Source organism: Prevotella sp. P4-98, assembly GCF_002251405.1.
Taxonomy (GTDB): domain Bacteria; phylum Bacteroidota; class Bacteroidia; order Bacteroidales; family Bacteroidaceae; genus Prevotella.
In genome coordinates this window covers 1-14743 of sequence record NZ_NPJC01000036.1, presented here as the reverse complement: position 1 = coordinate 14743, position 14743 = coordinate 1, and the positions used below count along the sequence as shown (strand labels likewise).

Here is a 14743-nt window from a genome sequence, read left to right as displayed (position 1 = left end):
ACACAGTCTGTTGTGTTGCTTGAAAACAATGGGGTGTTGCCTTTGAAAAATGTCAAAAGGGTTCTGCTGACAGGGCCTAATGCCAATTCTATGTGGGCGATGTGTGGAGACTATTCTTTCCCAAGCATGTTCTACTTCTGGAAAGGATGGCAGAAACAGTGGAGCGACAAGAATCTGCCGAAGATCGTGAAACTGAAGGAGGCTATGGAAACTCGTAAACCAGAAGGGGTTGACGTGGCTTACGCTCGGGGATGCGACTGGACGGAAGAGATAGAGACGAAATATGCAGAGACAGGTGACAAGCGTGCATGGGAATACCAGTTGTTGCACCGTAAGGTGGATTCTGGGGAGAAAGCTGATCAAAAAGTGGCGTTGGACATGGCTCGCGAAAGTGATGTGATTATCGCTGCGGTGGGTGAAAATGTAATGCTTTGCGGAGAAAACAGAGACAGACAAGGTTTACGCTTACCTGGTAAGCAGGAGGAATTTGTGGAAAAACTGCTGGCAACAGGAAAACCTGTTGTGCTCGTTGTCTTTGGAGGACGTGCACAGATTATCTCGAAAATCTCTAAGAGATGCGCTGCTGTCATACAAGCATGGTACCCTGGTGAAGAGGGTGGTCATGCGGTAGCAGACATCCTTTATGGTAGAATTTCGCCGTCTGCAAAATTGTCGGTGAGCTATCCCAACACGGAAATAGATGAACCAATCTGTTATAATGAGAAAATCGAACTGGATGAACGCATAGAATGGCCGTTTGGATACGGACTGTCTTATACGCAGTTCTCGTATGGAAATCTGAACATGGTAAAGGAGTGTCCTACTGATAACGATGCGGTGGAATTGACATTTACCTTGACTAATGTAGGAAAGATGAAAGCCGATGAGGTGGCGCAGATTTATCTCTCTCCAACAGACAAAAAGCAACAAATCCGACCGATACAATTGCAAGGATTTGCACGTGTGACGCTTGAGCCTGGAGAAACAAAAACTGTTGGGATTAAACTTTATACCGAGCAGTTTGGCTATTATTCGAACAATGGAAAGCGTCAATGGAATGTTGATCCTGGTAAATATGAAGTTAAGGTGGCTTCTTCTTCACAGGACATCAGACTGAAGCAAACTATAGTTCTTAAAGGTAAGAAAATAACCAAACCTTTACGAGAACACTATTTCTCTGTTGCGACGGTGAAGTAACGGCTATGGATTGATATGATTCCCGACTGTCATAACGCGTTTTGGCTCAGCGCATAAGAGAATGTTATAAGTAAAATGGTTGAGCGAAACGCATAGAGGTTGTGGAAACCACATGAAGACAATCATCCCGTTGGAGTGTCTGGAGAGGACAAGTCCAACGGGATGATTTTTATAGTTTATCGTAAGTTCTTATTGTTTGCTGCAAAGCAATTTTTTACCGTAAAGAGGCAATCAAGCTTCAGACTTTGGTGTGGCAGGAGTGGTCTTGCTTTGAGGCGTATTGGATTTCTTATGGTGATTGCCATTGGGTCTCCTACGTTTGCGCTTCTGTTGTCCGTCTTTCGACTGTGTGCTTGTCACAGAGTCTTGGGAAGATTTTACGGAAGGTTGCTCACCTGACGATGGCTTGGTGCTGCGTCGCTTGTTGCGAGTTTTGTTGCCGTTAGGCTTACGGTTGTTGCTGCGACCACCACGACCGCGCGTGTTCTTACGTGGTGCATTGGGCTCGTATTTAGGACCTTCGCCCAATCCTTCAGGGATAGGAATCTTGACAATTTCCTTTTCAAGGAAACGCTCTATGTCGGCAAAGGCACGCATGTCCAATTCAGAGACAAAAGTGATGGCAACACCATCGCGTTGCGCACGTGCTGTGCGTCCGATGCGATGGACGTAGTCTTCTGCATCATGAGGTACATCGTAGTTGATGACCATCAAGATGTCGTCAATATCAATGCCTCGCGACACAATGTCTGTTGCAACGAGCACATCTACCTGACCCGACTTGAACCGATACATGACATCGTCGCGCTCCTGCTGGCTGAGGTCGCTGTGCATGGGTGCGCAGTTGATGTTCATGCGTTTGAGTTCGCGAGTAATGTCCTTTACCTTGTCTTTCTTGCCGGAGAAGATGATGACTCGTTGAAGTTCTCCTGCCTTGAAGAGATGGCGGATGATGTTGATCTTCTGCGGTTCGTAGCATACGTATGCTGACTGCTGAATCTTTTCTGCCGGTTTTGATACGGCAATCTTCACCTCGACAGGGTTGGTCAAAAGTGTACGTGCCAATTGCTGAATTTTGTCGGGCATGGTGGCAGAGAACATGATGGTCTGGTGATTGTCGGGCAGCAGTTTTGCAATCTGCAGGATATCGTCAGAGAATCCCATGTCCAACATGCGGTCGGCTTCGTCGAGGATGAAGAATGAAAGACGGGAGAGATCTACATGCCCCATGCGAATATGGGACAGGAGACGTCCTGGGGTGGCAATAATCACATCGGCGCCCATTTTAAGTCCCTTGGTCTCTTGGTCAAAGCGAGAACCATCGTTTCCGCCATAGATGGCAACACTCGACACATCGTTGAGATAATAGCCGAAGCCTTGCATGGCTTGGTCTATCTGTTGGGCAAGTTCGCGAGTCGGAGACATGACGATGCAATTGACAGCATCGTGTGGGAAACCACCATCGTCAAGCATGCTGAGTACAGGCAGGAGATAGGCTGCCGTCTTTCCTGTTCCTGTCTGGGCGACACCAATAAGGTCGCGCCCGTCGAGAATTTGCGGAATGCATTGTTCCTGGATGGGAGTCATTTCCTCGAAGCGCATGTCATAGAGCGCGTCGAGGATATTATCGTTGAGGTATGTTTCTTCGAATGTCACTTTTCCTATTTTAAATTAATAATGTATTAGTTAGGGGCGTGTCGGTAGCAATAGTATGCTATAAACACATAGAGAATGTTTGGAATCCATGCGGCTAATGCCGGTGGTGTGTCAGCATTGATAGCGAAGGTGGCACATACCGTTTGTAGAAGAATATAGGCGAATGACAATGCGAGGCCGATGCCTAAGTATAGTCCCATGCCGCCTTTTCGTTTTCTTGAAGATAGTGAAACACCTATAATGGTGAGGATAAAGGAGGCGAATGATGAGGCGATACGCTTGTGGTATTCTACCTCATATTGTACAACATTGCTTGAACCGCGAGACTGTTGTTTCGAGATGTATTGCCTGAGTTCAGGAGAGGTGAACGTTTCCTGCTGACCTTTGGAGAAGATGAGGTCCATCGGTTCCATTTGGATCAGGGTGTCGAGTTCCATGCCACTTTGAATTTCCTCTCTCAAACCTTTCAGTTTACGAATCTTGTAACTGCGAGCTTTCCAATGGTAGCGTGAATCAGAAATCGTGTCGTATTGAATAACGCTGGCAGTCATGTGGCTTACCATCTTCTTGTTTTCAAATTTGTAGAGTGAAAAGCCGAATCCGGTCTTGTGGACATCATCGTATTGTGAAATATAAGCGACGACACCTTTATCCACCATCAACTGAATATTGCTTGCCGATGTATTCTTCTTATTATTCTTATAGAGAGATTCAAAGTCATGGCGGACTACCGTTCCTTTAGGGATGACGTAAGCGCCAAGATAGAAGTTGAGCAAGGCGATGAGTGCTGCAGAGATAATATAGGGGCGGAGCAAGCGCTTGAAACTCATTCCGCACGCCAACATGGCAATAATCTCTGAGTTGCCTGCCAGTTTAGAGGTGAAGAAGATGACCGCTATGAAAACGAATAGTGGCGAGAAAAGATTGGCAAAATAGGGGATGAAGTTGGCATAGTAGTCGAACACAATAGCACGCAATGGTGCGTGATAGTTGGTGAACTTGGTGAGGTTGTCATTGACGTCAAACACGATAGATATCGAGATGATGAGTGCAATGGAGTAGATGTATGTGCCAATGAACTTCTTGATGATGTACCAGTCGATGCGCTTGATGTAATGCAGCGGATTGCATTTCTTCATCCATCGCAATTTGTGCCAGGGGAGTTTCCTGAGCCATTTGATGATGGGATGAAGCAGGATGAGCAGGCGCAACCAGATGCGTCTGATACGTGCAGCTATTTCTTTGAGTTTTCTCTTCATCGGTAAGTGTGTCTGTAGGGTTCTTATCTTCGACGACCAAGGTTGTCAATCACCGAGCGCTTCCATTGCACGAAGTCACCCTGTTCGATGTGTTGGCGTGCGTCGGTCACAAGGCGCAGGTAGAATGCCAGATTGTGTATGCTGGCAATCTGCATGGCAAGTAACTCTTGAGCCTTGAACAGGTGGTGGAGGTATGCTTTGGTGTGTATGCGGTCGATGTCGCAGCCGTCGGGATCAATGGGCGAGAAGTCTGCCTCCCATTTCTTGTTGCGCATGTTCATTGTGCCCTCATAGGTGAACAGCATGGCATTACGGCCGTTGCGAGTGGGCATGACGCAGTCAAACATGTCAACACCACGTTCGATAGCTTCGAGAATATTCTGTGGCGTTCCTACACCCATTAGGTAGCGAGGCTTGTCTTTAGGCAGTATCTCATTGACCACTTCAATCATCTCGTACATCACTTCTGTGGGTTCGCCGACAGCTAATCCTCCGATAGCATTTCCGTCGGCACCCTTGTCTGCCACAAATTTGGCAGCCTCTCGGCGGAGGTCTTTATAGGTGCAGCCTTGTACGATAGGGAAGAGACTTTGACGATAGCCGTAAAGTGGTTCGGTTTCGTCGAGTCGCTTGATGCATCGGTCGAGCCAGCGTTGGGTCATCATGAGCGATTTCTTGGCATAGTTATAGTCGCTTTGTCCTGGTGGACATTCGTCGAAGGCCATCATGATGTCTGCTCCTATCACGCGTTCGGTATCCATCACATTTTCAGGAGTAAAGAAGTGTTTGGAACCGTCGATGTGTGAACGGAATTCGCAGCCTTCCTCGCGGAGTTTTCGTATGCCAGTCAATGAGAATACCTGGAAACCGCCGGAGTCGGTTAGGATAGGGCGGTCCCATGTGTTGAATTGATGGAGTCCGCCTGCTTGACGGAGCACTTCCAGTCCTGGTCGAAGGTAGAGATGATAAGTGTTTCCAAGTATAATCTGTGCCTTGACTTGTTCGCGGAGTTCTGAGAAATGTACGCCTTTGACGCTTCCAACGGTTCCTACGGGCATGAAGATTGGCGTCTTGATCTGTCCGTGGTCTGTGGTGATAAGGCCTGTTCGTGCATCGCTGGCAGAATCTGTATGTTGCAGTTCAAATGTCATTTGCTGTCTTTGTTGTCGTCTTGGATGGTGAAGTCCAAAGGGTTATCTACTATCTCGTCTGTTAATGCGAAGTTCCATACGTCTTGTACGTTTTCGACATAATGGAATTCTACGCCTTTGAGATAAACTTCAGGAATCTCTTCAATGTCCTTGCGGTTTTCCTGACACATCAGAATGTCTGTGATTCCGGCACGTTTGGCAGCGAGGATCTTCTCCTTGATGCCGCCAACGGGAAGAACTTTTCCTCGAAGCGTTATTTCACCGGTCATGGCTGTGTTGCGACGCACTTTACGTTGGGTCAGGGCAGAGGCGATGCTGGTTGCAATGGTGATTCCTGCTGATGGTCCGTCCTTGGGCGTCGCACCTTCTGGAACGTGGATGTGTATGTTCCAGTTGTCGAAAATGCGATAATCGATATGAAGTGTATCTGCGTGTGCTTTTACATATTCAAGAGCGAGAATGGCACTTTCTTTCATGACGTCACCGAGGTTTCCTGTCAGCGTGAGTTTTGCGCCCTTTCCTTTCGAGAGTGAGGTTTCGATGAAGAGGATTTCGCCGCCAACGCTTGTCCATGCGAGTCCTGTAACGACTCCTGCATAGCTGTTGCCTTGATAGATGTCGCGATAGTAAGGTGCTTTGCCCAACAGTCCTTCGAGTTCAACGGGAGTGATTTTAGAGAAAGGCAGGGTTCCGCTTTCCGCCACTTTAAAGGCTATTTTGCGCAAGGCCTTGTTGATTTGTTTCTCCAGTTGGCGCACACCGCTTTCCCGCGTATATTGCTCGATGATTTTCTCTGTGGCAGCCTTGGTGAAGGTGAGTCGGCTGTCTGCCAGTCCCGTATTCTCTTTTTCGCGTGGAATGAGGTGTCGCTTAGCAATCTCTTGTTTCTCTTCGGTAATATAGCCACTTACTTCGATGATTTCCATGCGGTCGAGTAGGGGTTTGGGAATGGTGCCGAGATTGTTGGCCGTTGCAATAAACATGACTTTCGACAGGTCGTAGTCCAGATCGAGATAGTTGTCGTGGAAGGCATTGTTTTGCTCAGGATCGAGTACTTCGAGAAGTGCTGAGGCAGGATCGCCGTTATGGGTATTCTGCGTCACCTTGTCTATTTCGTCGAGTATGAATACGGGATTACCAGTCCCTGCCTTCTGCATGTTTTTGATGATGCGTCCGGGCATGGCTCCAATGTAGGTTCTACGGTGTCCGCGTATTTCAGCTTCGTCGTGTAGTCCTCCAAGTGAGACGCGCACGTATTTTCTGTTTAGTGCGTCGGCGATGGATTTGCCCAGACTGGTTTTTCCGACTCCTGGAGGGCCGTAGAGGCAAAGGATAGGCGACTTGAGATTGCCTCTGAGCGAGAGCACAGCGATGTATTCGAGTATTCTCTCCTTGACTTTCTCCATGCCGTAGTGGTCGCGGTCAAGGATTCGTTGTGCACGCTTCAGATTGAGGTCATCCTTGGTGTATTCGTTCCATGGCAGCGAAACAAGAGTCTGGAGGTACGTCAGTTGGATGTTGTAGTCCGGACTTTGTGGGTTGAGCTGATCGAGTTTCTCCATCTCGCGCTTGAATACTTTGGCGGTTTCGTTGCTCCATTTCTTTTTGGCAGCTTTTTCCAGCAGGTCTTTCTTTTCAGGCGAAGCCTCATTGCCCATTTCAGCCTGAATGTTCTTAATCTGTTGCTGGAGGAAGTAGTTGCGCTGTTGCTCGTCGAGGTCTTCGTGGGTCTTCTTGCGAATTTCAAGTTTCAAGGTCTGCAATTCTTGCTGCTTGTTCATGTGTTTGATCATCATGAAGAGGCGATCCTTGAGGTTTGAGGTGTTCAGAAGGTCTATGCGTTCGCTTACGTTTTCCACAAAGTTGCTACAGATGTAGTTGAGCGCGATGAGGTTGTTGCCGATGTTTCTCACGGAGAATGATGCTTCATCGGGCATTTCATCGTTCATGTCGATAAACTCTGTTGTAACGTCGCGCAGGGTGCCTATGGCTGTGTTGAACTCAGTATCGTCCTGTTCTGGGATTTTCTCATCGTATGGGAGTACGTGTGAAAGCATGAAGTTGTCGTTGGGTATTTCATCACCCAATACGATGCGTCGTAGTCCCTGCACGATGGCGGTGACCTTGTTGTTAGGCAAACTGATAATCCTTACGAGTTTGGCCATTACTCCAATCTTGTAGATGTCGTTTTGGGTTGGAAATTCCGTATTGGCTGAATACTGGCAGCATACGGCAAAGAGTGAGTCTTCTTTCTCTGCTTTCTTGAGTAGTTTAAGACTCTGGTCCCGTCCCACGAGGATGGGGTTGACAACTCCCGGAAACATTACAACGTTGCGTACTGTCAATACTGGCAAGACTTCCGGTACTTCGATGCTTGTTAAATCTTTGTAATCTCCCTCTATATCAGCAATTAGAGGGAATGTTTTATTTTGGTATTTACTCATTCTCTGTTTAAAATAGTGCTTTTAGCTTGCAAAGGTACTGCAATCCTACGGAATATCAAAAGAAAAACGTTGTTTTCTTTATATAAAAGGTGTAAAGTACTTGCAGAAAACGGTTTTAAAGCATGAAAATGGGCGTAAAAAGGCATATTGACTAATAAATCTCAGCCACGTGGTTGCTTTTCTGACCGTTTATTCCGCGCTTGAGGAATAGAATCAGTTGGATGTTTTTCCCTACGGTCATTTCTTTTTCCATATCCGGTTTCATTGTTGATGTACTGGCGAAGCCTTCTTTGGAGATGGTGCCTTCGGGAGTGGTTGGAATGTCTGACAGGATGGTGTATCTGATGTAATGTTGTGCGGGATTTGCGTATGTGATCTTTGCAGAATAGGATCCAAAGGATTCGTGTCCTTTGTAGCGGTCTAAAATATTGACGATTGCTGCCGATTTGAATGGGTCTCCGTTGCTGATAATAGGACAGAATTGGATGAACATTCCTTTTTGAACGGTTGTTCGTGCAGGTAGTGTTGCGGTAATTGTTTTTCTGTCGGCAACGTAATGGTGTGACATATTGTCAAAGATGTGGATGTGTCCGTGTGTCTCGTCAATTCCGTCGATATATCCGGTTTTTATAGGAAAGACATGGCTTGGCGCTTTTGTTGAGGCTGCAATCTCGACAATCCTTTTGTTGTCTTCTTTGCTGGACGTGACGGAAACATCGTAAACCTTTCCGATGATTTCGTAAGGCCGGCAAGGGAATTGGTGGCTGTCTGCAATCAGCGACAAACCATTTGCTGCAACCATTTTGACAAACCGACAGGTGCGTCCTGCTTTGATTTTCTCAAACAACGATACTGCGTACATGCTTATAATATCGTTGGAGTTTTCATTGCGTGCCTCAGGATGATGCAGTCTGTAGGATTGCAAGGCCCGATCTATTCGTTCTTGTAGGGATAGGTACAGTTTTCCGTCTTTGCCTTTTTGTTTTTGGCGGTCCTCATCTCTCAGACAGGAAGTGTGGTTGCACATGTCGAGAAAGCGAGGCAGTTGAAAGTCTGTATAGGTTGTGCTAATCTTAACCGCCATATCCATCATACAGGAATTGATGAGTGACGGTTTGTCGGTGCGCAGTTTGATATAAGCAAATAATAAAGTGCGTGAAGTTTCTGAGCCAATGGTTTTGTAGTTTTGGCGCAGGTATCTGTATATTTCCCAACAAGTTGCTTCGGGATGTGAACTTCCTGTTGAGATAGAGTTGACGAGTTCTTCCCATGAGGGTACTTTGGCGTCTTGATTATTAGTCATTGTTGCTTTGGTATTTGGGTTTCTTAGGTGCAAATTTACAGGTTATAATTCTTATTGCCAAACGAAAGGCTCTTTTTTTTGTGCAGACTTTCTGCTTTTTATATTTGACTGACGGACGCAACTTTTGACGAGAGTCTTAGCGCTCGGCTTCGGGATGCCGTCGGGATGAGTTCGGGATGTTATCATCCTTCTTCCTACGTAGTGAGTCCTCAGTAAGTCCCAAAAACTTATTGGGTATTGGGACACTCATAGGAGAGACTTCCTGACAGCATAAGAAGTAAGTTGGATGAAATCTCACGATAAAAACCATCTTTTTGTCTGTTGAATTGTACTTGTTGCCCTTATCTTCTATTCATTTCCACAAAATACATGAAGATATTTGGTGATGACAATGAATTTTTGTAATTTCGCAACATCAAAACAAGAAAGATACATAACATAAAACAATGAAAAGATATGAAGAGATTTTTTTGGACTGCAGTGCTATTATTTCCATTAGTCAGCGCTATGTTTGCTGGTAATCTGAATCTTGCGGAAATCAGTAAATGGCAATACCGCGGCGATGGCATCAGAGCGGTGAAAACTGCCCAAGATGGTGAGACTTATACGCAACTGTCGTCAGACGGACGTAAGGTAGAGAGTCATTCCTTTAAAACAGGAAAGACCGTTTCGGTGCTTTTCGACCTTGATGTGGTGAAAACCGCCGGCGTCGATTATATCGATGGTTATATGGTCAGCCCCAACGGTCGGCAGATGCTGATACAGACGCATACGGAAAGTATTTATCGCCACTCGTTCAAAGCAGAGTACTATTTGTATAATATGGGAAGCAACAGAATGGTTCCCCTGTCGAAAAACGGACCTCAGCAGACTCCGCTTTTCTCACCTGATGGATCATTGGTGGCTTTTGTGCGTGACGGCAACATATTTCTGGTCAAATTGCTCTATGATAATGCTGAGGTGCAAGTGACGAAGGACGGAAAGCGCAATGCCATCATCAACGGAATCCCTGACTGGGTCAATGAGGAAGAGTTTGCCAACGACCGCTCTATGATATTTACAGCCGACAGCCGTGTGCTGGTCTGGGTGAAATATGATGAGAGTAAGGTAAAACAGTACAGCATGCCGCTCTTCAAAGGGCTGAATCCCGAATACAAGCAGTATGATGAGTATCCTGGCGCTTATACTTACAAGTATCCTGTGGCTGGTGCCGACAATGCCACAACCTCGGTGTGGAGCTTTGATATTGCAAGTCGTCAGACACGCCAGTTGCAAGTACCCATTGATGCTGATGGCTATGTGCCTCGCATCAAGCAGATGGGGGATGCCTCCAAGGTGATGGTGACAACACTCAACCGCCATCAGGATTGTCTGCGCATCTATGCGGTCAACCCCTTGTCAACCCTTTGCCAACTGCTCATAGAAGAGCGTGACGCTAAATATGTCAAGGAAGAGTGTATTTCAAGTCTCGTTGTGACAAACCGTTACATCCTTCTGCCCAGTCAGCGTGACGGATGGTTGCATTTGTATCTCTATAATACCAACGGACAATTGCTGCGTCAGGTAGAAACAGGAAATTATGACGTGGCAGATGTGTATGGCGTGGATGATGCAACAGGAGATGTCTATTACGCAAGTCACGAACAGGGTGCCGTAGAACAACAGGTCTATGTGGCTCACTCGAATGGAAAGCGCAATTGCCTGACACCCAAAAAAGGATGGAACAGCGCCATCTTTGCCAAGGGCTTCAAGTACTTCATCAACCAGTGGAGCGATATCAATACACCTGCCGTATTCTCACTTTGCGACCAACGGGGGAAAACTCTCTCAACACTTGTAGATAACCGAGAACTCAACGGTTGGTTGAAGAGCATGAATTTGGGTAAACGCGAACTCTTCACGCTGACCACAGCAGATGGAGTCAACCTCAATGGATGGATGGTAAAACCTGCAGATTTCAATCCGTCGAAGAAATATCCGGTCATCATGTTCCAATATAGCGGTCCCGGTAGTCAGAGTGTCAAGAATGCATGGGGAGTGGGAATGGCAGGTCAAGGTGCCATGCTTGAACAATATCTGGCGCAACGTGGCTATCTGTGTGTCTGTGTTGATGGACGCGGAACAGGTGCAAGGGGTGCAGAATTTGAAAAGTGTACATATCTGCAGATGGGTGAACTCGAATCACATGACCAGGTGGAAGCGGCTTTGTGGCTGGCAAAACAGGAATACGTTGATGGGCAGCGAATGGCCATTTGGGGATGGAGCTTTGGAGGCTTCAACACGTTGATGTCTATGTCTGAAGGACGTGGCGTATTCCGTGCAGGTATTGCTATTGCCCCGCCAACATCTTGGAAGTATTACGACACCATTTATACCGAACGATTCATGCGTACACCGAAAGAGAATCCCAATGGTTACGATATCAACCCCATCAAGCGTGCTGCGCAGTTGCAAGGCAGTCTGTTGCTCTGCCATGGAATGGCTGACGACAATGTCCACTTCAGAAATACAGCAGAATACACAGAAGCTCTGGTGCAGGCTGATAAAGATTTCAGTCAATTGGTTTATACCAATCGCAACCATAGTATCGCAGGAGGAAACACACGCAATCATCTCTTCCGCCAGTGTGTGAAATTCTTCGATAAGGAACTCAAATAAACTTCTTATATATCGGCAATGATGAAACTAAACAAAACATTTATGACAATTGGACTGGCTTCGGGCATCATACTGATGTCAGAAGCTTCTGCAATGACCACCATGTCAGGAGCGGAAAGAGTCAACCCCTTGCTCATTGAAAGCAAACTGCCTTTTGGCGCTCCCGATTTCAATGTGATCAACGAGGCAGACTATTTGCCTGCTATTGAAGCAGCTGTGAAAATTCAACGCGACAATATCAAGAAGATTGTCAATAGTAAGGAAACACCGACCTTTGCAAACACAATCCTGCCCTATGAAGAGAGTGGGGTGTTGCTTGACCGTATCAGTAATGTATTCTTCGGACTGACCAGCGCACACAAAACAAAGGTTATTGCCGATACAGAAGAGAAGGTGACGCCGATTCTTGCTGATTTGGAAAATGAGATTACATTCAATCCTGAACTCTTCAAACGCATAAAATATGTCTATGAGCATGAGAAAAATCAGCTCAAGGGCGAAGATGCAAGACTGTTGGAAGTCATTTATAAAGGCTTCGTCAGGGCTGGCGCACTGCTCTCTGCCAGCGACATGGAGCGGATGAAGCAAATCAATATGCGACTCTCAAAACTCAGTCAGCAATGGGGAAAACTCTTGTCTGATGCTACCAATCATGCTGTCGTATGGATCAATACCAAAGACGAATTGGCTGGACTCTCAGAGGCTGATATTGCACAGTGTGAGAAAGATGCACAGAGTAGGGGAGGCAAGGCTCCTTATTGTATTGTGATCATCAATACCACACAGCAGCCCATCCTGGCAAACCTCGCCAATCGCGATGTGCGACGTCGGGTATATGAGGCTTCTATACACCGGGCAGATGGTACTAATCCTCAATTCAATACTTTCTCTATTGTTGTTGAAACCGCAAAACTGCGTGCTGAAAAGGCGAAGTTGATGGGCTACGACAATTATGCTGACTATTCTCTGGAAAAAGCCATGGCAAAAAATTCGGGCAATGTATATAATTTCCTCCATCAGCTGATTGCTGATTATTCACCAAAGGCAGACCAGGAAACGAAGGCGATAGAAGACTATGCTAAAAAGACTATGGGCAGCGACTTTAAGTTGCAACCCTATGACAGGTTCTATTTCTCATCGAAAATGAAAAAAGAACAACTCAACATTTCCGATGATGAGATCAAGCCTTATTTTAATATCGACAGCGTACAGGTCAATGGCGTTTTCTATGCAGCCCATCGTGCCTATGGATTGACTTTCAAGCAGCGCAAAGATATTCCGACCTACCATCCCGACATGAAGGTCTTTGAGGTAATCGACAAAGATGGAAAACCCATTGCACTCTTCTATAGCGACTATTTCCGTCGCCCCACAAAGCGTGGCGGTGCGTGGATGAGTGCCTTTGCCAAACAATGCGGACTGCGTCATCAATTGCCTGTCATTTATAATGTGTGCAACTTTGCCAAAGCACCGGACGGTCAGCCTACCCTCATCACTTGGGATGAGGTCTGCACACTCTTCCATGAGTTTGGACATGCTCTCCATGGCATACTCTCTGATTGCAAATACAACACATTATCCGGAACTGCCGTACCTCGCGATTTCGTAGAAATGCCTTCACAGTTTAATGAGTCATTTGCCACAGTACCCGAAGTGTTCGACCATTTCGCGCGCCATACACAGACAGGAGAACCCATGCCTGAGGCACTTAAAGAGCGTATGTTGAAATCCATCAGTTTCCATGCAGCCTACGCCTTGGGAGAGAATCTCGCTGCCACTTGTCTTGATATGGCTTGGCACCACATCGGCCAGCAAGAGATTCCTACTGCCGATAAAGCCCAGGAGTTTGAAAGACAGGCGTTGCAGCAAGTGGGATTGCTCAACAACCAAATACCGCCTCGTTACATCACCTCGTATTTCAACCACGTCTGGGGTGGAGGATATGCAGCAGGTTATTACAGTTATCTGTGGACAGAGGTGCTGGCAGTAAATGTAGCTGACTATTTTGCCAAGCATGGTGCTTTGAATCCTGCCGTAGGTCAGGCTTTCCGTGACAAGATTCTCAGCAGAGGCAATACCAAAGACCAGATGTTGATGTTTACAGACTTTACCGGTATGCAACAGCCAGATGCTTCTGGCTTGCTGAAGGCAAGAGGACTTTGATAGATTCTGCTATGAAACAATTATTATTGGTATGTGTAGGAAGCTTTTTTGGCGGTGGACTTCGATATCTTGTATCGAAGTTTACAAGCCAATGGCTTGCCTTCACTTTCCCAATGGGAACTTTCATCGTCAATGTATTGGGATGTTTCCTTATCGGCATTCTTTCAGGATGTGCAATAGGGGGACATCTCTCGCCAAATGCTAAGCTATTGTTGGTTACTGGCTTTTGTGGCGGTTTTACCACATTCAGTACCTTTATGAACGAGAATTTGCTTTTAGCACGAGATGGCCAACAATCCTTAACGCTACTTTATATGGTATTAAGTCTTTTCTGTGGACTTATAGCGGTTATCGTAGGTTATTGGCTGGCAAGTAAATTATAGACTATTCATTAAGCCAGATGAGCAGAGTTCAGTTCACTTAAACTCTGCCATGGCGAGAAGAGGTGCCATGAAATGTAACGTTTTCGTTAAGCCAGATGAGCAGAATAAAGCTCGCTTTAATTCTGCCATGGCGAGAAAAGGTGCCGTGAAACGGAACGTTTTCGTTAAGCCAAATGAGCAGAATAAAGCTCGCTTTAATTCTGCCATGGCGAGAAAAGGTGCCGTGAAACGGAACAATCTACACCTAAAACCGAGGGTTGAGTCGATTAAAGAAGACAATGTGGAGTCAAATTGCTCCATGACCCGAAAATTTCCCTCCAAAAGGAGTGAGTTTCCAAATTTAATTTGTAACTTTGCTAAGTCTATCGTCGGATTCTCTTGTTTATTTTTGCAACACTAAAATAACGTGAGTTCGACGAATTAGAATAAGGTCAATTGTCTATCAATAGTCCTTTGAACGGCAATTGTAGGTTTCTTAGGAAAGAAGCAATATGCTGCCAAAGCTCCAAGAGTATTGACAATGAAGTTG

9 protein-coding genes and 1 pseudogene are annotated in these 14743 nt (G+C 46.2%); 4 read left to right on the top strand and 6 right to left on the bottom strand.

Annotated features, from left to right (window positions below; all coding sequences use genetic code 11):
* On the top strand, positions 1-1197 hold a 1197-nt coding region (locus tag CIK96_RS05720; protein ID WP_173839793.1), incomplete at its 5' end, for a glycoside hydrolase family 3 C-terminal domain-containing protein.
* A gap of 231 nt (positions 1198-1428) precedes the next feature.
* Here CIK96_RS05720 and CIK96_RS05715 read toward each other — a convergent pair.
* From CIK96_RS05715 to CIK96_RS05695, 5 genes are all read right to left on the bottom strand, one after another.
* Positions 1429-2799 carry a DEAD/DEAH box helicase gene (locus CIK96_RS05715; protein ID WP_371592464.1) on the bottom strand — a complete coding sequence of 457 codons (1371 nt, stop codon included), beginning with the start codon at positions 2797-2799 and terminating at the stop codon, positions 1429-1431.
* Between the two features lie 80 nt (positions 2800-2879).
* Positions 2880-4112 (bottom strand): LptF/LptG family permease, encoded by a 1233-nt coding sequence (locus CIK96_RS05710; RefSeq protein ID WP_094391799.1) that lies wholly within the window; start codon positions 4110-4112, stop codon positions 2880-2882.
* Positions 4113-4135: 23 nt separating this feature from the next.
* Positions 4136-5263, bottom strand: coding sequence for a tRNA guanosine(34) transglycosylase Tgt (gene tgt / locus CIK96_RS05705; protein ID WP_094433958.1), 1128 nt, complete (start codon positions 5261-5263; stop codon positions 4136-4138).
* Positions 5260-7707 carry an endopeptidase La gene (gene lon, locus CIK96_RS05700; protein ID WP_094440026.1) on the bottom strand — a complete coding sequence of 816 codons (2448 nt, stop codon included), beginning with the start codon at positions 7705-7707 and terminating at the stop codon, positions 5260-5262. The genes tgt and lon overlap by 4 nt, the downstream gene beginning before the upstream one ends.
* Before the next feature lie 151 nt (positions 7708-7858).
* Entirely contained in the window at positions 7859-9010 is a 1152-nt protein-coding gene (locus CIK96_RS05695; RefSeq protein WP_094440025.1) for a hypothetical protein, read from the bottom strand.
* A gap of 456 nt (positions 9011-9466) precedes the next feature.
* On the opposite strand from CIK96_RS05695, the gene CIK96_RS05690 reads away from it, so the two are divergent.
* Genes CIK96_RS05690 through crcB form a run of 3 tightly spaced genes read left to right on the top strand, consistent with a single transcriptional unit; the run spans position 9467 to position 14214 of the window.
* Positions 9467-11668, top strand: a complete 2202-nt coding sequence (locus CIK96_RS05690) for a S9 family peptidase (protein WP_094440024.1) — start codon at positions 9467-9469, stop codon at positions 11666-11668.
* 21 nt (positions 11669-11689) lie between these two features.
* Positions 11690-13831 (top strand): M3 family metallopeptidase, encoded by a 2142-nt coding sequence (locus CIK96_RS05685; protein ID WP_371592463.1) that lies wholly within the window; start codon positions 11690-11692, stop codon positions 13829-13831.
* A gap of 11 nt (positions 13832-13842) precedes the next feature.
* A complete protein-coding gene (gene crcB, locus CIK96_RS05680; RefSeq protein ID WP_094440022.1) occupies positions 13843-14214 on the top strand; it encodes a fluoride efflux transporter CrcB in 372 nt (123 codons plus the stop codon).
* A gap of 225 nt (positions 14215-14439) precedes the next feature.
* Here crcB and CIK96_RS13700 read toward each other — a convergent pair.
* Positions 14440-14580 (bottom strand): annotated as a pseudogene (locus tag CIK96_RS13700) (IS1380 family transposase); the annotation flags it as partial.
* Positions 14581-14743 lie beyond the last annotated feature (163 nt).